The organism is Flavobacterium sp. TN-1, from assembly GCF_052828645.1.
Genome location: NZ_CM128253.1, coordinates 3203732 through 3228600 on the forward strand (window position 1 = coordinate 3203732; position 24869 = coordinate 3228600).

Sequence of the window (24869 nt, forward strand, 5' to 3'; positions counted from 1 at the left end):
TGTTTTTTTAAAAAAAACACTATACACTTATTGGTTTTTAACAATTTGAGCCATTAATTCAGCTTCTGCTACTAATTTCCCATTTGCGAACGCATATCCTTGCATGTGACAAATACCTCTTCTTATTGGTGATAATAATTCTAATTTAAAGATTAAAGTATCACCTGGTAAAACTTTATGTTTAAACTTAACATTATCTATTTTCATAAAATAAGTAAGATAGTTCTCAGGATCTGGAACGGTACTTAAAATCAGTATTCCTCCTGTTTGTGCCATTGCTTCAACAATTAAGACTCCTGGCATTACTGGAGCTCCTGGAAAATGTCCGACGAAGAAATCTTCGTTCATAGTAACGTTTTTGAGACCTACCACTTGGGTATCGCTCATACTCAAAATTCTATCTACTAATAAAAAGGGCGGCCTATGTGGAAGCATGGACATTATTTTATGAATATCCATTAAAGGTTCCTTGTTTAAATCATAAACGGGGACATTATTACGTTGTTCATTTTTAATGATTTTTGCGATTTTTTTTGCAAATTGTGTATTGACGAAATGTCCTGGTTTATTAGCTATGATTTTACCTTTTATCTTGGTTCCTATCAAAGCTAAATCACCTACTACATCTAATAGTTTATGACGTGCTGCTTCGTTTGGGTAATGCAAGGTTAAATTATCTAGTACTCCATTAGGTGTAATTGAAATTTCATCTTTACCAAAAGCAACTCTTAGTTTGTTCATTGTTTCATTTGATAATTCTTTATCGACATAAACAATGGCATTATTAAGATCTCCTCCTTTAATTAGACCGTGTTCTAATAACATTTCTAATTCATGTAAGAAACTAAAAGTTCTACAAGATGCTATTTCTGATTTAAATTCAGAAATATTTTTCATTGAAGCATTTTGCGTACCTAATACTTTTGTTCCAAAGTCAACCATTGTGGTTACAGAATACTCATCAGATGGAATCACGGTAATCTCACTACCTGTTGACTCATCTAAATAGGAAATAACTTCTTTTACTACATAAACATCGCGTTCTGCATCTTGATCTATTAATCCTACTTTTTCAATAGCTTCTACAAAATGTTTTGAGGAGCCATCCATAATGGGTAATTCTGAGGCATCTAATTCAATAATTACGTTATCTAAGTCACATCCTACTAATGCTGCCAAGACATGCTCAGGAGTTTGAATCATAACTCCTAATTTTTCTAGATTTGTACCTCTTTGGGTATTTACAACATAATTTGCATCTGCTTCAATAATAGGTTGTCCTTCTAAATCAACACGTATAAAAGTAAACCCGTTATTTATAGGAGCGGGTTTAAAAGTCATTGTAACTTCTTTACCTGTATGTAAACCAACTCCTTTTAGTGTAATTTCTGACTGAATGGTCTTTTGTTTAACCATGACTACTACTTCTTTATATTTCTTTTTAGTTCTGTTATTTCTGATACAATTTTTGGTAAGTTTTTAAAATGTACATAGGATTTATTAAAATCATTATAACCTAAAGCTGGACTTCCTTGTACAACTTCTCCGTCTTTTAAACTTCTACCAATACCTGATTGAGCCTGTATTTTAACATTGTTACCAATAATAATATGTCCTACAATACCTACCTGCCCTCCTATCATGCAATTTTCTCCAATTTTAGTAGAACCTGCTACTCCTGTTTGGGAAGCTATTACTGTATTTTTGCCTATTTCTACATTATGAGCTATTTGAATTTGGTTGTCTAACTTAACTCCTTTGCGTATAATGGTAGATCCTAAGGTTGCTCTATCTATGGTAGTTGCTGCTCCTATGTCTACGTTATCTTCTATAACAACATTTCCTATTTGAGGTACTTTGGTATATTCTCCATTTTCATCAGGAGCAAAACCAAATCCGTCGGCTCCTATAACTGTTCCTGAATGAATTGTGCAATTTTTTCCTATTATGGTTTCTGAGTAAATTTTTGCTCCTGCAAAGATCATTGTATTATCACCAATAACAACATTATCTCCTATGAATGTGTTTGGAAAAATTTTTACATTTTCACCTATTGTCACATTTTCACCTATATAACTAAAAGCTCCTAAGTAAAATTTATCTCCGTATTTAGCACTTTTTGATAATAGAGAGGGTTCCTCTATACCTATTTTATTGTGTTTTATTTGGTTATAAAATTCTAATAATTTTGAAAATGATTTGTAAGCATCTTCTACTTTAACTAAAGTAGTAGTCAATTCATTTTCGGGTTGAAAACTTTTATTTACGATGGTTATGGTTGCCTTCGTTTCATATATATAATTTAGGTATTTAGGATTGGCTAAAAATGTTAATGATCCTTCTGTACCTTCTTCTATTTTAGATAGCTTAGAGACTTCTGCATTAGGATTCCCTACTACTTGTCCATCTAATATTGCTGCAATTTGTTCTGCTGTAAACTTCATAATTCTTGCAAAAGTATAAAATTTTGCGGAAATTTTAACTTTTATTTAGTTGTTTTGGATAACACAAATAGTATTTTGTTACTTGTTTTGACAAAGCTTTTAAGGATAATTGATCTGACAAAACGGCTACGTCTTCCAATATTCCGTCTTTTTTTAGTATTCTAATGGGTTCTGCTATTTTACTATAGGCTTGATTTTTTATTTTCCCTTTAAAAACAAAATATTTTGCTTCTAAAGTTGATATTTTTTTTAGTCGAGCAAAATCATCTATTAATTGATTTACTTCTTCTGAAGGAAATTTCTCTTCTCCTAATTTTATTTTTAATAAATCTCTATTAATTATAATTCTACTTAATTCACTTAAGGTGTAATCTTCATGATATTGCCAATTTTTAATGGCTCCTACTATGTCCGCATCATCTAATTTTGAAAATTCTTCTAATATGGAATCATTAAATTTTTCAAAGTAGACTTTATTTTTTATAAAAAAGTATAGGGGTTTACTACATTCTACTTCTATTCCTTTTTGATATAATTCTTTAGCTCTTTTTAATATTTTGGTTAAAATCTCTTCTGCTACTAAATTTGTTTTATGCAAATATACCTGCCAATACATGAGTCTACGAGCCATTAAAAATTTTTCAACTGAATAAATTCCTTTTTCTTCTATAACCAAAACATCATCTACTACATTCATCATTTGAATTAAACGATCGGAATTAATTTTTCCTTCTTCTACTCCACTATAAAAACTATCTCTTTTTAAATAGTCCATTCGATCCATATCTAACTGGCTTGAGATCAATTGAAGCATAAACTTTCTATGATATTCTCCTTTAAAAACTTGAATGGCTAGGGTTAGCTTCCCTTCAAATTCCTTATTGAGTTTATTCATAAATAAAAGCGATATTTCTTCATGATGAACATTTTCTACTATACTATGTTCCATGGCGTGTGAAAATGGTCCATGCCCTATATCATGTAATAATATGGCGATATAGAGTGCATTTTCTTCTTCTTCTGAAATTGCCACATTTTTAAACCGAAGTACGCTTACTGCTTTTTGCATTATATGTAAACATCCTAATGCGTGATGAAAACGAGTATGATGGGCTCCTGGATAAACTAAATATGACATTCCCATTTGAGTGATCCTTCTTAATCTTTGAAAATAAGGGTGTTGTATTAAATCGTAGATAAAGGGATTTGGAATGGTTATAAAACCATATATTGGATCATTGAATATCTTAAGTTTGTTTGTATTACTCACAAATGTAGATTTAGTATAACAAAGATAAAAAAACCTGAGAATTTTCATCCACTATCAGTTTTTTTTTAATCATAGCTATATTATTACCAAATAATTACTCTATCGTCTTTAGGAATAAACATCTTTGTTCCTTCTTTTATTTTAAATGTTTCATAAAATATATCTATATTACTTAAAGGACCATTGATTCTGTAACGTGCTGGAGCATGAACATCTTCTATTAATTGTTGTGCTAATGCTTCTGGTTTAACATTAACCATCCAGGCATAAGCATAAGCTAAAAAGAAGCGTTCATTTGGATTTAAACTGGCTATTTTTTGTTTATTTTTAAACTGTTTTGTTTTTTTAAATGCTTCATATCCCATAATTACTCCTCCTAAATCCGCAATATTTTCTCCTTGGGTTGCTTCTCCATTAACGTATTTTCCGGGTAATGCTTCATATTTATTATATTGTTTTACGATGGCTTTAGTTTTAGCTTTAAATTTCTTTAAATCTTCAGTTGTCCACCAATTTTTTAGATTTCCTTTTTCATCATATTGACTTCCTTGATCATCAAAACCATGTGTCATCTCATGTCCGAAAGTTGACCCTCCTATTATTCCATACAATACTGCATCATCTGGCATACGTCCTTTAAAACCAGGAACGATTATATTGCAAGCAGGAACACATATTTCGTTATTACTTGGATTATAATAGGCATTGTAAGTTTGTGGATACATACCCCATTCTGTACGATCTACAGATTTACCGTATTTAGAAGCCATTTCATTATAATTCCATTGATTTACTGCCATTACATTAGCTAAATAATGATGTTTATCAATTAAAATGGAACTTAAATCTTTCCATTTATCTGGATATCCTACTTTCATAACGATTTTAGATAATTTGAAGAGGGCTTTTTTCTTAGTTTCTGGACTCATCCAATCTAATTTTTTGATTCGTTCTGCATAAACTTCTCGAATAGCATTCCCTATTTCTAATAATTTTTCTTTTGTCCCTTTTGGCAAGTATTCTTCCACATACACCTGACCAATAAGTTCTCCAAGTGCTTCATCTGTTTGCTCTACTACTCGTTTCCATCTTGGTTTTTGTTCTTTTACACCGCTCATAACGGTTGAATAAAAATAAAAATGTTCTTTTTCAAAATTGTTGCTTAGATAAATTGCGTAGGAATTAACTAAATTCCATTTTAAATACACTTTCCATTCTTGAAGTGTGTATTTTTTGACTGTTTCATTGAATGCTCTATAAAATTCGGGCTGTCCTACAATAACAGAATCTACTTTTTTAATTTTTAATTGTCCTAACATTTTATCCCACATTAAGTTAGGTGTTAACTCTTTAAACTTTGCCAAAGTCATTTTATTATAATTTAGTCTAGGATCTCTAAGTGATTCTAACTTTCTGGATTTTTTAGCTAATTCTGTTTCTAGTCTTAGAACTGTTTGAGCATCATTTAAGGCTGTTTTTTCAGTTCCTATTAATTTAAATATTTTCTTTAAATGTTCTAAATATGCTACACGTATTTTTACTGTTTCTTTATCTGTATTAAAATAATAATCACGGTTTCTCATGCCTAACCCTCCTTGACTAAAAAAAAGAGCATATTTAGCACTATTTTTATCATCTTGAGCAATATAAAAATCAAAACCTGGATTTGTTCCTATGGTGTGCATATATGCTAAATGTTCTAGCAATGAAGTTGGATTTTTTATGTTTTCAATTTTAGATAATTCTTTTTTTAAAGGATTGATTCCTATTCTATTTATGGTTAAAGTATCTATTCCTGAAATATAAAAATCGCCAATTTTTTGTTTGTTACTTCCTCTTTCTGCATCTTCTTTAGCTGATTTTTCACAAATCTGTTTAATCTGATTATTTATTGTGTCTTGAATAGTTCTAAAAATACCATTACTTCTTTCTGATGATGGAATTGGATTTTTTTTAAACCAGCCTCCATTAGCGTATTCAAAAAAGTCTTTTGAAAGAGCGGTTGTAGTATCTCTATTGCTAACTAAAACATCAGGAGTATTAACATTTATCATTTCTTTTTTACAACTTCCTATAAAAAGAGTAATGATCAATGATAAAATGAATAGTTTATTGATTTTCATATTATTTCTATATTTTTAAAGGTCAAATATATTTTAAATGTAAAAAAAATACTATAATTTATACTATTTTTAAGAAACGATAGTTTTTAAAATAGTAAATTGCATTGATTCTGCAGCAATAGAATCTAAAAATCATTACCTAATACAAAAAAAGGAGACCATGAAAATACTTTGGGTTGACGACGAAATAGACTTATTAAAACCACATATATTATTTTTAGAAAAGAAAAATTATCAAGTTACGACTTGCAATAATGGTAGAGATGCCTTAGATCTTTTTCAGGAAGAGAATTTTGACATCATTTTTTTGGATGAAAATATGCCTGGAATGACTGGACTTGAAGTTCTTTCTGAAATGAAAGAAAAAAAACAGGCTATTCCTATTATTATGATTACAAAAAGCGAGGAAGAATACTTAATGGAAGAAGCAATTGGTGCTAAAATTGCGGATTATTTAATCAAACCTGTTAATCCCAATCAAATTCTTTTAAGCTTAAAAAAGAACTTAGATCATTCTCGTCTAATATCCGAAAAAACTACATTAGACTATCAAAAAGAATTTCGTAAAATAGCCTTGGATATGGCTATGGTTGATACTTATGAAGAATGGGTAGATTTATATAAGAAATTAATGTTTTGGGAAATGGAACTAGAAAATATAGATGACCAAAATATGTTTCAAATTTTAGAATCTCAAAAAGCTGAAGCTAACTCACAATTTGGCAAATTCATTGAAAAAAACTATGAAGATTGGTTTACAAAATCTCATGATCGCCCCATTTTATCTCATGAAGTCTTCAGAAAGCTTGTAGTACCCGAATTAAGGAAAGATGAAAATATACTCTTCGTTGTAATTGATAATTTACGATATGATCAATGGAAATCTTTCGAAACGGTCTTAGGAAATCATTATAAATTAGAAGATGAAACTCCTTATTTTGCGTTATTACCAACAGCTACTCAGTATGCTCGAAATGCGCTATTCTCAGGATTGTTACCAATAGAAATGGAAAAAATGTACCCTCAATACTGGAAAAATGATGTAGACGAAGGTGGTAAAAATTTATATGAAGCTGAATTTTTAACAGAACAGCTCAAACGACTTAGATTAAATATTTCGCATGAATATTTCAAAGTAACTAATTTTGCCAATGGTAAAAAATTAGCCGAAAACTTCAAAGGATTAAAAGATAAAAAATTAGTAGCCGTTGTTTACAACTTTGTTGACATGCTTTCACATGCTAAAACAGACATGGATGTGGTAAAAGAATTAGCTTCTGATGATAAAGCATATCGTTCTTTAACATTAAGTTGGTTTAAAAATTCGCCTCTTTTAGAAATCATTCAACAAGCACAACGTTTAGGTTTTAAATTAATCCTAACAACAGATCACGGAACTATTAATGTTAAAAACCCTTCTCAAGTCATTGGCGATAAAAACACTAGTTTAAACTTACGTTATAAAACAGGAAGAAGTCTTACTTATGAATCTAAGGACGTTTTAGCTATCAAAGATCCAAAAAAAATAGGGTTGCCTGCTATTAACATGACAAGCTCTTTTATTTTTGCAAAAAGTGATCATTTCTTAGCTTACATAAACAATTATAATCACTATGCTAGTTACTATCGAAATACTTACCAACATGGAGGTATTTCATTAGAAGAAATGATTATTCCTTTTTTAGTATTTAGCCCTAAGAAATAAATTTTAATACACTTTTTTGTGTTACCATTAACTAATCCAAAAAATCATAATTTAACTGAAATTATGGGTAGAATTTTGTAAAGGAAAAACATACTCTGCTTTTTTCTACATTGAAAAAAAAAGTACTCTTATAAATTTAAAGCCATTTCTACCTGTAATATTTTTCTATGGCGTAATTTATATTTTAAAGAAAACAAAAAACGTAAATGTCCTTGATTTTAACAAAAAAGGACACCTTAAAAGACTCTAATTTTATCATTTAAACGAGAGGAAAAATCATATATATAATCCTATAACTTTTCCTCTCGTAAAGGTGACAAACTGAATGTTTAGTTACTCCCTATTAGAATTTTGTACTTTATATTTTTAAACTAATTTACTATTCTTCTGCCTTAGGCATAAGAATTGATAAAAGTACAGATAATACTAAAACAGTTCCTATTATAAGGAGTGATACAATTGAATCAACATGATAAAAAGGTGCTATAATCATCTTAATTCCTATAAAACTCAAAATAATAGCCAAACCATAAGGCAGTTTATGAAATAAGTATATAAAATTATCTAACAGAAAAAATAATGCTCTCAATCCTAATATAGCAAAAATATTAGAGGTGTATAAGATAAATGGATCTGTTGAAATAGCAAAAATAGCGGGAATAGAATCAACTGCAAATAGCAAATCTGTAAATTCAATAACTGCTACTACAACTAATAAAGGTGTTGCTATTTTCTTTCCATTTTCAATTGTAAAAAAATTATTTCCATCATAATCATCACTAACATTAAAAAACTGACGAACTAAACGTGCTCCCTTGGTATCATTATAATCTTGATTTTCATCCTCTTCATTGGCAAACCAGGACTTAACACCCGCATACACTAAAAACACGCCAAAAAGTGTCATTACTAGATTAATATCGTATTTAAGCCCTTGCAACCCTATAAGTCCTAAAATTTTATTCAAATAAGTTAACTCTATTAAAAAGGCTCCTGAAAATATGAATATTGCTCTTAAAACCAATGCTCCAATAACTCCCCAAAATAAAACTTTGTGCTTATTTTGATTGGCTACATCAAAAAACTTAAAGACCATAATAAACACAAAAAGATTATCTACTGAAAGTGCTTTTTCTATCCAATATGCTGATTGAAATTCATAGAATTTAATTGCTCCTGCAAAATGATATACTAGCCCACTAAATCCCATTGCTAAGGCTATCCAAACAAATGACCAAGTTACAGCTTCTTTACTAGATACTTCATGGCTCTTTTTATTAAAGATTCCTAAGTCTAACAACAGCATAAACAATATTACAATTGCAAATGTGACAATTAACCAAGGATGCTCTGCAAAAATTGGGTGTTCATTCATATTAAACTATTTTATTTTTTTATTTACTTTCTTTTCTCTTACTTTTGAAAATATATTTTATCTTTTAGGAATCTTACACCTAAACATTCCTTGATAGAATTAAAAAACGAACGAGGCTATCTAAAAAAGGATTGCGATGTTATTTTAACTAACAGTAAAACTATTGATCATTTAACCTCTGTTTTACAGAAACAACAAACTAAACACCAGATCATTATTTTTTAGATAGTCTTTTTCATAAATAAACTTATTTCTTATTATTCTTCATAGCGCTCCATTTCGCGATCATAAAATTCACCTGCTAAGATAATTAAATGCTCCATTTCTCTTGCTATTTCTGTTTCATCTTCATCATCTAATTCTTCTATAAATTCTACAGAATCATCTTTTAAATTAATTAAAAAGCGAGGAAATTCTAAATGAATGATAAAAATATCATCTGGAAAATCAGAATTATCTGCTAAAACAAATTTTGGTAATGTCATCTTATAATGGTTTTAAATATTAAGTTTTAAGGCTTTGAAAAATCATTTGTTTTGATAATTTTTCAAACCTATAATATAAAAGTAATGCTGCTGCAATAAGCCCTGATAATAATCCGATCCATATTCCTATAGCTTTTAAAGAAGTAAATAAACCTAAATATATTGATATAGGAAAACCAATAATCCAATATGCAACAAATGTAAGGTACATAGGTACTTTTACATCTTGAATTCCTCGTAATGCTCCGAGCATTGTTACTTGTATGCCATCAAAAATTTGAAAAACAGCTGCTATTAAAATTAAATTAGAAGCAATTGAAACTACTTCTAAATTATCTTTTATTGTTAATGTATTTTGAGAATCTATAAAAATTTTAGGTAACCAATTATTTGTCAACACAAAAATAAGTGCAAAAAATCCTTGGATTAGAATTGCTAATAAAAAAATAGAACGTGCAATAATTTGTAACTTTTTATAATCTTGTATTCCTTTCTGATTTCCCACTCGTACCATCCCTGCAACACCTAAACCTGAAACGAACATAAAAGTAAAAGTGGCTAAAGTTAGTGCTATTTGATTAGCAGCTTGACTAGTGGTACCAATGCTTCCACATAACCAAACGGCTCCCGTAAACAAAGCAACTTCAAAAAACATTTGCATTGCAGAAGGCAATCCTAAATTTACAATTTTTTTGGTCATTGTTTTCCCTATACTTTTAATGCTAAATCCTTCGAAATAAGGTTTAAACTTTTTCTTAGATTTTAGAGCAAAATGAATATAAACCACCATGATAATTCTAGACAAAACAGTCCCAACCGCAGCTCCTAGCATTCCCATTTTTGGAAAAATCCAAACACCATAAATCAATACTATATTGAAGAATAAATGCACTACATTACAAAGTAAATTGGCCCACATACCATATTGAGTTTCACTTTTACCATCAGCAAATTGCTTATATCCCTGAAAAACAATCAATGGTATTAATGAAAATGCAACCAAATCTAAAAAAGGTTTAGCTAACTCAACCACTTCTTCAGGTTGCCCCATATATACAATCAAAGGTTTAGCAAAATAAATAATTCCAAACAAAATGATCCCCAATCCTGTACAAAGCCATAATCCATGATGAAAAACACTACGTCCTTTAATTAGATTATTTTCTCCATCAGCTTCCGCCACCAAAGGAGTTATAGCTGTTGAGAAACCTAATCCTAACGACATTCCTATAAATACAAAACTATTTGCAAGAGAAACTGCCGCTAACTCTTTAGCTCCTAGTTTCCCTACCATTATATTATCTACAATAGAAACTAAAGTATGACCTAACATACCCAAAACAATAGGATAAGCCAATTTAATATTTTCTTTGAATTCGCGAGTATAAGTTGAAAGCTTCATAATATGCAAAGATAATTCATTCAATGGCAATTACAATAATAATTCCTAATTACGACTACTATTCTTAACAAAAGTCACACTCAGCTATCAGCTAATCTAATTCATTTCAAAAAACATTTTTCAGAATACCTAAAGCTACAAAACAGAATTTATAAGTTTAGTAGTTTTTTATTAAGTGATTATTTATTTTAAAAAATCTCCTCAGAAATTACCCTATTCTTTTTACACATATTTTAACATAATAACAAAAAACAAGGCACATAATTTGTTATAAACTAAAAAACAATTAACAAAAAAACAATTATCTCTATGAAAAAAACATTTTTGGTACTATCAATATTCGTATTATCATTCACCGCATGCAAACAATCTCCTGACATGATGACCGAAGAAATGGCCAGCGAAGCCGAAATTAACAACCTAATGATAAACAATCCGGAAATAGAAACTCCAGAAGAAAATAGAAGCGAAGAAAGTTACGCTGAAATAGAAGAAAATAAATTTGAAACCCCAAACACTAAACCTTTATCTACTTTTTCCATTGATGTTGATAATGCCTCTTACACCAACATTCGTCGTTTTATCAATAACGGTCAAGAAATTCCAAAAGATGCTGTACGTTTAGAAGAAATGATTAATTATTTTTCATACTCTTATCCTCAACCTAAAGATAATCACCCTTTTTCTATTAATACAGAGTACAGCGAATGTCCTTGGAACTCCAACCATAAATTATTAAAAATTGGTCTTCAAGGTAAAAAAATGGACAAAAACAATCTCCCTCCTTCTAACATTGTTTTTCTTATTGATGTATCAGGCTCTATGGAAGAAGAAAACAAACTTCCTTTACTAAAAGAATCCATGAAAATACTGGTAAAAGAATTACGTCCTCAAGATAAAGTTTCAATGGTTGTATATGCAGGAGCGGCAGGAATGATACTACCTCCTACTTCTGGAAATGAAAAAAATAAAATAATGAATGCTCTTGATAAACTAACGGCTGGAGGAAGCACTGCTGGAGGTGAAGGAATAGAATTAGCGTATAAAATTGCCGAAGAAAACTTTATTAAAGAAGGCAATAATAGAATTGTTTTAGCAACTGATGGCGACTTTAATGTAGGGGCTTCAACAGACAAAGAAATGGAACACTTAATAGAAAGAAAACGTAAAACAGGGATCTTCTTAACCTGTCTAGGATACGGCATGGGAAATTATAAAGATAGTAAGATGGAAACCCTTGCTAATAAAGGAAACGGAAACTATGCTTATATAGACAATATGCAGGAAGCTACTCGTTTTTTAGGCAAAGAATTCAACGGTTCTATGTTTACTATAGCTAAAGATGTTAAGATTCAAATTGAATTTAACCCAAATCAAATACAGTCCTACCGATTAATAGGATATGAAAATAGAAAATTAAATAATGAGGATTTTAAAAATGATGCTATTGATGCAGGCGAATTAGGAAGCGGGCATACCGTAACTGCTCTATATGAAATTATCCCTACAGGCGTTGAAAGTTCTTACTCTCCTACCCAATTAAAATACACATCGAAAGAAGGTTCTCAAAATTTAATTTCAAAAGAATTGGCTACCATAAAATTTCGATACAAAAGGCCTGATGGTGAAAAAAGTATAGAGATGATTCAAACTGTTTCTAATTTAAGCAAACCTTTAAAAATTTCTAGTTCCGATTTTAAATTTGCTTCTTCTGTGGCTTGGTTTGGCATGAAATTAAGAGACTCTAAATATATTGAAAACAAACAAACAGAAGACATCATAGCTCTTGCTAACAAAGGTATACATAACGATTTGGAAGGTTATAAAACGGAATTTATTCGACTCATTAAAAGTGCCAAATTATAATCCTTTTTTTTAAACCCAAATTATATGTTAGCCTTTAAAATAAAGATTAAAAGAACAAAGAAGGTAGAAATACACGGCTTTTTTACAACAGTTGTAGATTTATTATATTGAGAGTATTTTTTTTAAAAAAATTCAAAGTTTTTATCTGTAATAAATTTTCAATGCGTAATCTGGATTTAAAAGAGGCTGTCCAAAAAGTAATAAATCAACATTATGTGATTTTTCCCTTTGGTAGAAATGAAAAGATTACAAACTTTTTGGACAGCCTCCTATATATGTTTGTTTTATTTAGGATAGGATTAATTAAAAAACAATTCGCTAATATGAAAATATATATTTTTTAGAATCTGAACTATCAGATTTTTTTTCAACAGGGTAGCCATTTAAATCATATTTATAAGTATATTTCTTAACATCAGTAATATTATTATAATTTGATTTAAATGTCGATTTATATTCAACAATATTATTTTTAGAAACATAGTCAGAGTCTTCAAACGACAAAAGTTTATCAAAACCTAAGATATTTTTAAATGGATTATTTTTATCATCATAAGAATATTCAAGTGTTCTAGTTGATGAACCATCATTTATCTCGTGTCTAATTAAATTCTCATTTAAAAAGAATAATTTACCATTACATAATGGATCTAAATCTCCATTATATTTTACTCTATAAGTAACATAAGAAATAGAATTATCAGCATTATAAGTAAAAACCGTTTTATTCGTAATATTACCACTAGGAGTATTATATATAACTGCTAAATAATATTCTAACTTATTATTAACATATTTATACTCATGTTTATTTAACAAGGTATTATCCGTTAGCAAAACTTCCTTTCTAACGATATTATCTCCGTCATAGGTATAAACTTCTTTATTATATCCTACTACAACACATTGTTTAATCTTTTTGCCATCATAATCAAAAATTAAAGTATATGGGGCATATTTACTCTCTACATTTATTTTTTTTGGCAAAACTGTTGATTGTACAACTGTTCCTCCTCCATCAGTTACGACTGAAGTTGTATTTTTATCATCATCCTTTGAACATGATAATAAAAAAAGAAATGAAAATATTAAAAAAAAATTCTTCACAAAACAAACGTTTAAAAATTAAAAAAATGAATTTTTAAAACAACAAATCTAAGTTTTTTTTAAGATTTCACAAAGAAACTAGAAATTATAATGAGCTATAAAAATTAGAATTAAAATTATATCTTTTCATAGAAAATAAACTACAAAGATATCTATTTACTTCTCCATTCCATCCTCAATCAAATCTCAAATAAAGGTTTTTATTTTGATCATACTTATAACCATCTATAATCAACACTAAGAATATTATGGCTTCTAGAAAAAACAACTGGTTTAGTTTTTTCAACTCTTCAATTATTGTTTTTTTATTACCATCAAAAACGTCGCCTTAGAATTAGGCAAACTCAAGCCTTTTTCATATTCGAGATAACCAAAAAGATCACAAGTGCTTACAAAAATTCCAGTACAAGTACATCTTAGATTTCAAATATCTTCAACTAATTTGATTAATTTGCAATTTCTTTTGCACAGAATTGATTTTTCACATAAAAAAAGAGGCTCTTTCTAAAATTGAAAAGAGCCTCTTTTAGGTATGTAATCATTTTATTTCTCAATTTCCTTTAGATTTTCCATTTTCTTGAAAGCCAAGAAACCTTTAATATCTTCAAAATGTTCTCGAACTCTTTTATTTCCAAATTCAAATACTTTAGTTACTAAACCATCTAGAAAATCACGATCATGAGAAACTAAAATTAATGTACCATCAAAATCTTTTAAAGCTTCTTTGATAATGTCTTTCGTTTTCATGTCTAAGTGATTCGTAGGCTCATCTAGAATCAATACATTTACGGGTTCTAACAATAGTTTAATCATAGCTAAACGTGTTTTTTCACCCCCCGAAAGGACTTTTACTTTCTTTTGAATATCGTCTCCTTTAAACATAAAGGCTCCTAAAATATTTTTAATTTGGGTACGAATATCTCCTTCTGCAATTCGGTCTATAGTTTCAAAAATGGTCAAATCGCCATCTAATAATGCTGCTTGATTTTGAGCAAAATATCCTACTTGTACATTATGTCCTATTTCTAATTTACCACTATCATGATTAATTTCTTTCATAATAGCTTTAATCATTGTTGATTTTCCCTCTCCATTTTTCCCTACAAATGCTACCTTTTGACCTCGCTCAATTACCATATTGGCATTATTAAACACTATATGGTCATCATATTTTTTTGTAAGCTCTTCTACAACAACAGGATATTGTCCTGAACGTGGTGATGGTGGGAATTTTAGTTTTAAAGCGGATGTATCAACTTCATCTACTTCTACTAAAACTAATTTTTCTAACATACGTACACGAGATTGCACTTGTTCTGTCTTTGAAAAAGTTCCTCTAAAACGCTCTATAAAAGCCTGATTTTCAGCAATAAATTTTTGTTGTTCATCATACGCTTTTTGTTGTTGTATTCTTCTATCTTGACGTAAAACTAAATAATCTGAATATTTTGCTTTATAATCATAAATTCTGCCCATCGTTACTTCAATGGTACGGTTAGTAATGCTATCTACAAAAGCACGGTCATGGGAAATAACCATTACTGCTTTGGCCTGAGTAACTAAGAAATCCTCTAACCATTGAATACTTTCCATATCCAAGTGATTGGTAGGTTCGTCTAACAATATTAAGTCTGGTTTTTTTAATAAAATTTTAGCCAACTCAATACGCATACGCCATCCACCAGAAAATTCGGAAGTTTTACGGGTAAAATCTTCACGAACAAAACCTAGTCCTTTTAATACTTTTTCAACCTCTGCTTCGTAATTAACTTCTTCTATAGAGTAATATTTTTCAGAAAGCTCCGAAACGCGTTCAATTAACTTCATATATTCATCACTTTCATAATCTGTACGAATAGTTAACTGCTCGTTAATTTCATCTATCTCCGCTTTCATTCCTAAAACAGAAGCAAAAGCTTTTGAGGTTTCTTCCATTACTGTACTATCATCATTTAATAACAAATGCTGAGGCAAGTATGCAATTACAGCATCACTAGGTGCTGAAATACTACCTCGTGTAGGCTTGTTTTCACCTGCAACGATTTTTAACAAAGTAGATTTTCCTGCCCCATTTTTACCCATTAAGGCAATTTTATCATTTTCATTAATTGCAAAAGTCACATCGCTAAAAAGCGTAGTTCCGCCAAACTCTACGGCAATATCATTTACTGTAATCATAATTGAAGTTTAGAAGTTTAAGGATTTAAAAATATTCCTTAAATTTTTGAAGATGCAAAGATAAAATTAATGAATAAATTAAATAATTTGAAAATGAGAAAATTAAAAATTAATCATTTTTTCTATCAATAATTTTGCTTGCATTACATCTTTTTTGTTCACCAGAACATCAACACCTGAATAAGGGCTCCAAAATCCAGCCATAGCTGCAGCTTGAATTTCATTTTTTAAAATTGCCAAAATCCCATTTATTTCTAATTCTGCTTTTATAGCTAAAGCACTTATTTCATTCCCAGAAAAAACAGTCACCAGACTCATATTTTTTATTCTTTAAAACCCCACAGCTTTATCATCTCCTCTATAATCTGCCCCTCCTTCCAATTTTCCTTCAGGCTGAACTAATATTGCATCTACTTTTCCTATTATCTTATTTTGTTTTTCATTAATTATATAACCTTTTCTTCTTAGACCATCAATCAGGTCATTTGAAAATTTATTAGGTTCAAAAACTACCTCATCAGGCAACCATTGATGATGAAAACGAGGGGCATCTACAGCCTGTTGCATATTCATTCCAAACTCCGTAACATTTAAAAAAGTTTGTAATACAGACGTAATAATTGTTGATCCTCCTGGTGTACCCAAAACCATAAATAATTTACCTTCCTTTTCTACTATTGTAGGTGTCATAGAACTCAACATTCTTTTTTTAGGTTGAATTTCATTAGCTTTAGCCCCTACAAGTCCGTATAAATTAGCAACTCCAGGTTTTATACTAAAATCATCCATTTCATTATTAAAGAAAAAACCTAATTCATCTGAATAATACTTACTTCCAAAATTATCATTTAATGTTGTAGTAGCCGCAATCGCATTACCTAGAGAATCCACTATAGAATAATGGGTTGTTTCAGTGCTTTCTTTAGAAAAATGAACTGTTCCGTGTTTTATTTCGGTTGAAGGAGTTGCTTTATCAAAAGAAAACGTACTCATCCTTTCTTTTAAATAATTTTCATTGGATAATTCGTCTTGAGGAATCTTTACAAAATCAGGATCTCCTAAAAAATAATTTCGATCTGCATACGCTCTTCGTTCCGCCTCTACAATTACCTGAATCGTTTTTTCTGAGTTATACCCGAGATCTTTTAAAGAATAAGGTTCTATCATTTTTAAGATTTGAGAAAGAGTAATCCCTCCACTACTAGGAGGAGCCATTGTTATTAAATTATATTTTTTATATTTAAAGACTATTGTTTTCCTCCAAACAGGGGTATATTCCTTTAAATCTTTTAGAGAAATTACCCCTCCTCTTTCCTTAATAAAACGAACGATTTCTTTGGCTATTTCTCCTTCATAAAATTCTTTTCTTCCTTTCTTAAGAATTTTTCTTAATGTTTTAGCCAATTGTATTTGTTTTATAGTATCTCCTTCTTTATAAATCTTAGAATATAAACTTTTAATTCCATTCATCTTTACGAAATCATTTCTATAATGCGCAAAAGTAATCTCATTTTTTGATGTAACTAAAAACCCTTTTTCTGCTAAATCTATAACTGGTTCAAAAATTTCTTTTAATGGTAAAGCCCCCATTTTTTCATGTACTTCTAATACTCCTGCTATCGTACCTGGCACACCTATAGCCTTGCCAGAAGCCGTACTTAAACCATCTATTACATCCTTATTTTTATCTAAAAACATATCTTTATTAGCCATTAGAGGTGCCTTTTCTCTATAATCAAGACTTCCAATGGCACCATTAGCTTTTCTATATACCATGAATCCGCCTCCACCAATATTTCCTGCTTGTGGATAACAAACAGCCAATGCTAATTCAGTTGCTACCATTGCATCAAATGCGTTTCCTCCTTTCTTTAATATTTGAACGCCTATTTTTGAAGCTTCCTCTCTTGCAGATACCACCATTGCTTTTTCTGATATCAATCCTTTTGTATTTTGCCCTTTTAAATAGGTTAATTGAAAGAAAATTAAGATTGTAAAAATTAATTTATATTTTCTCATACTTTTAGTATTTATCATTTTTTTGACACAAGTTACCTATAAAACAGAAAATCTCCTAAAGACATAGGGGTTTTTCTAATAATTTTTAAAACAAAAGTGTATTTCTTTTTATTTTAAAGCTCTTTTTCGTTTTCTATTTTCGATATATTCCTGAAGTGCTTTTTTTGTAGTAACCCAAGTTTTTCCTTCTTTATGAGCATCTATCTTTCCTTGTCTAGCCAATAAACTAACATATTCTTGAGTAAAGCCATACGATGATGACGGCTCACTAACAATATTCGCTATTGGTAAATAATCATTATCATTATCAGGCAAAGCTGTTAAATAAATATTTAATGTTCGCTCTACTGCTTGACACATCAATAAGACAAGTTTTTGATAGTTTCCATTATTAGCTTGATTTAGGGCTTCATAATATTTCTTCCTATCATTTTTTAAAATAATAGCTGGAGGAAAACCTCTTCGCATTAATAATAAATTCATACATAAACGAACCGTTCGTCCATTGCCATCAAAAAATGGGTGTATCCAAACAAATTTATGATGAAATATGGCAGCTAACTCTATGTCATTCAAACTTAATGGATTTTTATTAACAAATTCTACTAACTCATCTATTAAATATGAGACTTTATTAGCATTGGGAGGAATAAAATTAGCACCTGATATACGAACACCTCCATTACGTAAACGTCCTGCAAAATCATCTTCTATAGATCTTAAAACATACCCGTGTAAAGCAAGCATATCTATACTCCTAAAAATATATTCTTCATTTACTATTTCATACAAATAATCTATTGCTTTTTCATGATTCTTTGCTTCAAAATGTTCTCTAAGTGAAACTCCTTTTATTGTAATTCCTTCTTGAAGTACCATTTGTGTTTCTCTTAAAGTTAAGGTATTTCCCTCAATACTATTAGAATTATAAGTCCATTCGATCGAAAGCGATTCTTTAATTTTTTCAATAGCCATTTTAGGTAATGGTCTGGCTTTTACCAACATTTCCTTTTTTTCATATAATCTTTCAAAAGTTGTTTGAAATTCTTTTCGATATGACAAATCTATATTCCACATATCACAAATTTATTAATATCGTTTAAATTTAAAAAAAAAATATCCGATATTAAAAATTAAAATAAAAAAATAAGACTGTCCAAAAAGTAATAAATCAACATGCAGCTTGTCACTCCGATAACTCTGGTTTCATAATCACATTATGTGATTTCTCCCTTTGGTCGAAATGAAAGATTGCGAACTTTTTAGACAGTCTCTTTTTAATTTATGATCTAATTATTCTTCATTATATTCATCTTCATTATATTCATCTTCATCATATTCTACTCCAAAAAGATATGGTTCAATCATTATCTTATCAGCTAAAATTTCAACACGCTCTGTTAATTCAGTAGTAAAAAATAATCTTTGTGTTTTTTCTACACTCAAAGACAAACGTTGGACAATAGGTTCTAAACGTTGTTTAAAAATAAGATCTGCATCGTCTACCACAAAAATTTTAACTGTGTTCATATTAAATCCAGCCCCTGAGAACATTGCATTAATCTTATTTGGAGTTCCTATTAAAATATCCATTCCTGCGGAAATCACATTTTTTTCTTCATCTATATCTGTTTTATCATTGACTCCTATTACCCTAAGATCATTGTGTTTTCCAAATTTTTGAAAATAATCTAACATTTGTAAAACAGATTCTTTATCTTTTACAAGAATCAATGCTCGTGTAGATTCTCCTATTGGTTTTTCTAATTTTTGAATAACTGTATAAGCTATAGTAGATGATTTTCCTTCTCCTTGATTCATTACTACAATAGCATCAGCCCCTCCTTTTAAAGTTCCCCAACAATCCGATTGAAGTTCTGTGGGTTCAATAATATTATTTTCTATTAACGCTTTTTGAAGGTTTTGGTTTATTTTTTTTAAATTCATAATATATTTAGTCCTTAATTAATAGTGCTAAGCATCAGATAATAAGCACTAAGTTTAAAAAATTGACTTTACTTTGATGCAAATAATTTCACATCTGTTTCTGAAATTTCACTTCCTCCTAAAATAATTAAACGCTCAACAACGTTTCGCAACTCACGAATGTTTCCTGTCCAATCATAATCTTGTAATAACTTGATAGCTGAATTTGAAAAGGATTTAGTTGCGCTTCCTTGTTCTTGAGCTATTTTATTAGTAAAATGTTTAATTAAAGCAGGTATATCGTCTCTTCTATCATTTAGTGAAGGAACTTTTATTAAGATAACTGCCAAACGATGATATAAATCTTCTCGAAAACGACCTTCTTCAATTTCTTTTTTCAAATCTTTATTTGTTGCCGCCACAACACGTACATTAACTTTTATGTCTTTATCAGCTCCTACACGTTGGATTAAATTTTCTTGTAGTGCTCTCAACACCTTAGCTTGTGCTGGCAAACTCATATCTCCAATTTCATCTAAAAAAATTGTACCTCCATCTGCTGCTTCAAATTTACCTGCTCTATCTTTCACAGCGGAAGTAAAAGCTCCTTTTACATGTCCAAATAATTCGCTCTCTATCAGTTCTGATGGTATAGCAGCACAATTTACTTCAATCATTGGGCCTGAAGAACGCTCACTTCTCTGATGAATTTGATGAGCTACCAATTCTTTACCGGTACCATTGGGTCCTGTAATCAAAACACGAGCTTCTGTAGGAGCTACTTTTTCAATCATCTCATTTATCTGTAATATAGAGACACTTTCACCTATCATTTCATAATTCTTGGATACTTTCTTTTTAAGAATCTTATTTTCTACGACTAATTTTTTTTTGTCTAAGGCATTACGAACCGTATTTAACAAACGATTTAAATCGGGTGGTTTTGAAATATAATCAAAAGCACCTAAACGCATGGTATTAACGGCTGTTTCTAAATCACCATGTCCCGAAATCATAACCATCGGGATTTCTGGTTTTATTTTTTTTATAGCTTCTAATACTTCTACGCCATCCATTTTAGGCATTTTAATATCACAAAGGATTAAATCGTAATCTTCATTCTTAGCCTTTTCAAGTCCTTGCGCTCCATCTTCTGCTTCATCTACTTTGTATGAATCATTTTCTTCTGAAAGAATTTTTGCCAAAACTCTACGAATGGCTGATTCGTCTTCTATTATTAATATTTTACTCATTCTATTTATTTGAAGATATCTTTTACTTGATTACTCGAATTTACAAAATCCAATAATTTAATTCTAATATTTAAGCCATTTATATAACTCTTTCCAAGTTGGTTTTTTACCATACATTAAAATTCCTACTCGATAGATTTTACTGGCAAACCAAACGACACCTAAAAAAGTTCCAAAAAGTAATGTTATAGAAACTACCAATTGCCAGATAGGTACTCCAAAAGGAATACGCATCAACATTACAATTGGAGATGTAAATGGAATCATAGAAAAGAGAGTTGCTACTGTACCGTGCGGATCATTTACTACTGTAAAGAATCCAACATAAATACCCAACATCAAAGGCATAATAATAGGTAACAAAAACTGTTGTGAATCTGTTTCTGAATCAACAGCTGCTCCAATGGCTGCATATAAGGAACTATATAAGAAATAACCTCCTATAAAATAAATTAAAAAGAAAACAAGGGTAGTTAAAACAGGTATTTCGTTATAGTAAAGATTTATCTTTTCAATCATAGAAGCTATATTTCCTGCTTGTGAAGGTAATTGTTGCATAGTATCATGTACAGCATTGACTGAATTACCTAAAAACATTGAAGAGCCAAACAACAATAATAAACCTAACACAACCCAAATTGCAAATTGTAATATTCCTGCTAACGAATTTCCTATAATTTTTCCCATCATTAATTGATATGGTTTTACTGATGAAATAATTACTTCTATAATTCTAGATGTTTTTTCCTCTATAACACTACGCATTACAAAATTTCCATAAATAATAATGAACATCATTATTAAATATCCAAAAGCACCTCCGAAAAATATCTTTATTTCGTTTAAATATTTTAAGCCTTCTTCCCCTGAAAATTTTGTGATATGAAGTTCTGATTCCACCTTTGCTTTTTCAATTTTATTAGAATCAAAACCTAATGATTGCAAATTTTCTTTAGTCAAATGAGTATCTACTACTTTTTCAATATTTGCAACAAATTCTAAATTGGGGCTCTCATCTGAAATGTATTCGACTTTATTTATTAGGTCTTTTGAATTAGATACTTTTGGTATGTAAATTAATCCTTCAAAATCTTTTGATGCTGTTTTTTTGGCTAAATCAAAAGGCATTTGAGATAAGTCTGTGTATTTTATTTCTTTATTATTTTTAAAGTCTTCTTTTAAAATTCCAGCTTTATCATGAATTGCAACTTTCTTTATTTCTCCTTTGTTTATATTAGCTAAAACTCCTATTAATATTGACATTCCTAAAAGTAACAAAGGACTCAAGAAAGTCATTACAATAAATGATTTATTGCGAACTTTGGCAATAAACTCTCTTTTTATAATTAAACTCAATATGTTCATATTTCGTAAATTTTAATTTTCAAATCACCAAACAAATAAAATAACAAGTGGTAAATTCTAAAATAGAAGCTTTAAAAGTTTCATTTGTTATTTTAAATTTTGTTTTATGTTATTTTTTATTGGTTACTGTTTGGATAAAAATATCATTAATTGATGGTATATTTTCTGCAAAATGTGTTACCTGCCCATTTTTTATTAAAATTTCTAACAATTCATTTTGTTTTCTATCTCCTAGATCAATTTCTAATTTAAGATCGTTATTTAGTGATTTGAAAGCTGTTTGTCCGATAGTAAATTTTTGTGTTAATTCATACATTAATTTTTCTACATTATCGGATAAGATCCCTACTTGAAATTTGTGTGTGCGATATTCTTTTTTAACATCACTTACTTTGCCTTCAATAAGTTTGTTTGATTTATGAATAAGCGCTATATAATCACACATTTCTTCTACGCTTTCCATACGATGAGTTGAAAAAATGATGGAGGTCCCTTGTTTGTTTAATTCAATAATTTCATCTTTTATTAAATTAGCATTTACAGGATCAAAACCTGAAAAAGGTTCATCTAATATTAGTAATTTAGGTTGATGTAAAATGGTGACTATAAACTGAATTTTTTGTGCCATTCCTTTGGATAGTTCTTGTATTTTTTTGTCCCACCATCCTTCAATACCTAGTTTTTCAAACCAATATTTGAGTTGCTTTTTTGCTTCTGTATGAGGCATTCCTTTTAATTGTGCTAGATATAAAGCTTGCTCTCCTACTTTCATTGTTTTGTACAAACCTCGTTCTTCAGGCATATATCCTATATACGATACATGATGGGGGGCTAATTTTTCAGCATCCAAGAATACTTCTCCGCTATCGGGCATTGTGATTTGGTTGATAATACGGATCAAGGATGTTTTTCCTGCTCCGTTAGGACCTAAAAGTCCATAGATACTGCCTTTAGGAACTTGTAAGGAAATCGAATTCAGTGCAGTATAATTACCGTATTGTTTCACTACATTATTTACTTCAAGAATATTATTCATTATATAAGTTTGAGTCGTTTTCTTTGTTTCTATGTCAAGTTGTAAAAATAAATAATTAGTTGTTGATAAACAGAAAATTTTACAAAAAATCCCAACTTTCAGTATCAAAAGCTGGGATTTATTTTGAATTTTTTATTTACAATGTTAAAGTATTTAAAAATTACGAGAACATATCTTTTACTTTCTCAAAAAAAGATTTGTCTGTTTTTTCGGGCTTTGGATTAAAATTTGGGTTTTCAAGATTTTCTTCAAAGAATCTTTTTTGTTCTTTTGAAAGGTTTTTAGGTGTCCATACATTGATATGTACTAACATATCTCCATTACCGTAACTATTCAGACTTGGAATTCCTTTTCCTTTTAGACGTAAAATCTTACCTGATTGAATACCTTCTTCTAACTTAATACGTACTTTACCTGTAACTGCATCAATTTCTTTTGATACACCTAATACAGCTTCGGGATAACTTATATATAAATCATAATGTAAATTTTCTCCTTCTCGTTTTAGGGTAGGATGTTCAATTTCTTCAATTGCTACGATTAAATCGCCTGCTACTCCATTACCAGGTGCATCATTTCCTTTACCAGCTACTTTTAATTGCATTCCATCTACTACACCTGCTGGAATTTTGATAGATACGGTATCGTCTTCTAGGATCATTCCTTGTGAGTCTGCATTAGAAGGTTTTTTATCAATCATTTGACCTAAACCTCCACAAGAAGGACAGGGAGAAGCTGTTTGCATTCTACCCAAGATCGTATTTTGTATTTTAACTACTTGACCTGAGCCATTACAGGTTGAACAAGTTTTGTAGGTAACTCCTTCTGCTTGTGTTTTTCTTTTTACTTTTATTTTTTTTTCAACACCTGTAGCTATTTCTTCTAGTGTTAACTTTACTTTAATACGAAGATTACTTCCTTTTGCACGGCGCTGACCGCCTCCACCTCCAAAACCGCCGAAGCCGCCGCCAAAAGCACTTCCAAAAATATCTCCAAATTGGCTAAAGATGTCATCCATATTCATGTGATGACCTCCAAAACCTCCTGCTCCATCAAATGCTGCATGACCATATTGATCATATTTTGCACGTTTATCAGCATCACTTAATACTTCATAGGCTTCTGCTGCTTCTTTAAATTTTTCTTCTGCTGCTTTATCTCCAGGATTTTTATCTGGATGAAATTCAATCGCTTTTTTACGATATGCTTTTTTAATTTCTGATTCTGAAGCTCCTTTGTTAATGCCTAATATCTCGTAAAAATCTTTCTTGCTCATAATTTAAATTTGAAATTTGAAATTTGAAATTGTTTACCA

At 29.9% G+C, this 24869-nt stretch carries 19 protein-coding genes; 2 read left to right on the forward strand and 17 right to left on the reverse strand.

The genetic code is table 11. The features are described 5' to 3' along the window. Positions 1 to 27: 27 nt before the first annotated feature. The 4 genes from ACUXZJ_RS14450 to ACUXZJ_RS14465 form a co-directional block, all read right to left on the reverse strand. Positions 28 to 1416: a bifunctional UDP-3-O-[3-hydroxymyristoyl] N-acetylglucosamine deacetylase/3-hydroxyacyl-ACP dehydratase gene (locus ACUXZJ_RS14450; RefSeq protein WP_060382651.1), complete on the reverse strand. Its 1389-nt coding sequence runs from the start codon at positions 1414 to 1416 to the stop codon at positions 28 to 30. A 5-nt stretch (positions 1417 to 1421) separates the two neighbouring features. Continuing rightward, on the reverse strand, positions 1422 to 2444 hold the full coding sequence (gene lpxD, locus ACUXZJ_RS14455) for a UDP-3-O-(3-hydroxymyristoyl)glucosamine N-acyltransferase (protein WP_060382652.1): 1023 nt from the start codon (positions 2442 to 2444) through the stop codon (positions 1422 to 1424). A gap of 34 nt (positions 2445 to 2478) precedes the next feature. After that, positions 2479 to 3714, reverse strand: a complete 1236-nt coding sequence (locus ACUXZJ_RS14460) for an HD domain-containing protein (protein ID WP_060382653.1) — start codon at positions 3712 to 3714, stop codon at positions 2479 to 2481. A gap of 83 nt (positions 3715 to 3797) precedes the next feature. Next, complete coding sequence (locus tag ACUXZJ_RS14465) at positions 3798 to 5837, reverse strand: M13 family metallopeptidase (RefSeq protein WP_060382654.1); 2040 nt, start codon at positions 5835 to 5837, stop codon at positions 3798 to 3800. A gap of 160 nt (positions 5838 to 5997) precedes the next feature. Here ACUXZJ_RS14465 and porX point away from each other — a divergent pair, with 160 nt between their 5' ends. Beyond that, entirely contained in the window at positions 5998 to 7542 is a 1545-nt protein-coding gene (porX, locus tag ACUXZJ_RS14470; protein ID WP_060382655.1) for a T9SS response regulator signal transducer PorX, read from the forward strand. Positions 7543 to 7921: 379 nt separating this feature from the next. Here porX and ACUXZJ_RS14475 read toward each other — a convergent pair whose 3' ends face one another. The 3 genes from ACUXZJ_RS14475 to ACUXZJ_RS14485 all read right to left on the reverse strand — a co-directional run bounded on the left by ACUXZJ_RS14475 (position 7922) and on the right by ACUXZJ_RS14485 (position 10804). Next, positions 7922 to 8917 carry a TerC family protein gene (locus ACUXZJ_RS14475; RefSeq protein WP_060382656.1) on the reverse strand — a complete coding sequence of 332 codons (996 nt, stop codon included), beginning with the start codon at positions 8915 to 8917 and terminating at the stop codon, positions 7922 to 7924. Between the two features lie 257 nt (positions 8918 to 9174). Further along, entirely contained in the window at positions 9175 to 9402 is a 228-nt protein-coding gene (locus ACUXZJ_RS14480) for a hypothetical protein (protein WP_014165363.1), read from the reverse strand. A gap of 19 nt (positions 9403 to 9421) precedes the next feature. After that, a complete protein-coding gene (locus ACUXZJ_RS14485; RefSeq protein ID WP_060382657.1) occupies positions 9422 to 10804 on the reverse strand; it encodes an MATE family efflux transporter in 1383 nt (460 codons plus the stop codon). A gap of 309 nt (positions 10805 to 11113) precedes the next feature. Between ACUXZJ_RS14485 and ACUXZJ_RS14490 the strand changes: the two genes are divergently transcribed. Beyond that, a complete protein-coding gene (locus ACUXZJ_RS14490; RefSeq protein ID WP_446195338.1) occupies positions 11114 to 12670 on the forward strand; it encodes a vWA domain-containing protein in 1557 nt (518 codons plus the stop codon). Positions 12671 to 12988: 318 nt separating this feature from the next. On the opposite strand, the gene ACUXZJ_RS14495 is transcribed toward ACUXZJ_RS14490, so the two are convergent. The 10 genes from ACUXZJ_RS14495 to dnaJ all read right to left on the reverse strand — a co-directional run bounded on the left by ACUXZJ_RS14495 (position 12989) and on the right by dnaJ (position 24830). Continuing rightward, positions 12989 to 13777 carry a hypothetical protein gene (locus ACUXZJ_RS14495; RefSeq protein ID WP_063743055.1) on the reverse strand — a complete coding sequence of 263 codons (789 nt, stop codon included), beginning with the start codon at positions 13775 to 13777 and terminating at the stop codon, positions 12989 to 12991. A 543-nt stretch (positions 13778 to 14320) separates the two neighbouring features. Continuing rightward, positions 14321 to 15955 carry an ABC-F family ATP-binding cassette domain-containing protein gene (locus ACUXZJ_RS14500; RefSeq protein ID WP_060382661.1) on the reverse strand — a complete coding sequence of 545 codons (1635 nt, stop codon included), beginning with the start codon at positions 15953 to 15955 and terminating at the stop codon, positions 14321 to 14323. Between the two features lie 102 nt (positions 15956 to 16057). Next, positions 16058 to 16264, reverse strand: a complete 207-nt coding sequence (locus ACUXZJ_RS14505) for a putative signal transducing protein (RefSeq protein WP_235875453.1) — start codon at positions 16262 to 16264, stop codon at positions 16058 to 16060. A 21-nt stretch (positions 16265 to 16285) separates the two neighbouring features. Then, positions 16286 to 17974, reverse strand: a complete 1689-nt coding sequence (gene ggt / locus ACUXZJ_RS14510; RefSeq protein WP_446195341.1) for a gamma-glutamyltransferase — start codon at positions 17972 to 17974, stop codon at positions 16286 to 16288. A gap of 108 nt (positions 17975 to 18082) precedes the next feature. Further along, positions 18083 to 19051 carry a Fic family protein gene (locus ACUXZJ_RS14515; RefSeq protein WP_060382663.1) on the reverse strand — a complete coding sequence of 323 codons (969 nt, stop codon included), beginning with the start codon at positions 19049 to 19051 and terminating at the stop codon, positions 18083 to 18085. A 216-nt stretch (positions 19052 to 19267) separates the two neighbouring features. Next, positions 19268 to 19921: a DEAD/DEAH box helicase gene (locus tag ACUXZJ_RS14520; protein WP_063743056.1), complete on the reverse strand. Its 654-nt coding sequence runs from the start codon at positions 19919 to 19921 to the stop codon at positions 19268 to 19270. A gap of 68 nt (positions 19922 to 19989) precedes the next feature. Continuing rightward, entirely contained in the window at positions 19990 to 21153 is a 1164-nt protein-coding gene (locus tag ACUXZJ_RS14525) for a sigma-54-dependent transcriptional regulator (RefSeq protein ID WP_060382665.1), read from the reverse strand. 63 nt (positions 21154 to 21216) lie between these two features. Then, on the reverse strand, positions 21217 to 22518 hold the full coding sequence (locus ACUXZJ_RS14530) for an ABC transporter permease (protein WP_060382666.1): 1302 nt from the start codon (positions 22516 to 22518) through the stop codon (positions 21217 to 21219). A 109-nt stretch (positions 22519 to 22627) separates the two neighbouring features. Then, positions 22628 to 23554 carry an ABC transporter ATP-binding protein gene (locus tag ACUXZJ_RS14535; protein ID WP_060382667.1) on the reverse strand — a complete coding sequence of 309 codons (927 nt, stop codon included), beginning with the start codon at positions 23552 to 23554 and terminating at the stop codon, positions 22628 to 22630. A 160-nt stretch (positions 23555 to 23714) separates the two neighbouring features. Beyond that, positions 23715 to 24830 carry a molecular chaperone DnaJ gene (gene dnaJ / locus ACUXZJ_RS14540; protein WP_060382668.1) on the reverse strand — a complete coding sequence of 372 codons (1116 nt, stop codon included), beginning with the start codon at positions 24828 to 24830 and terminating at the stop codon, positions 23715 to 23717. Between the last annotated feature and the right edge of the window lie 39 nt (positions 24831 to 24869).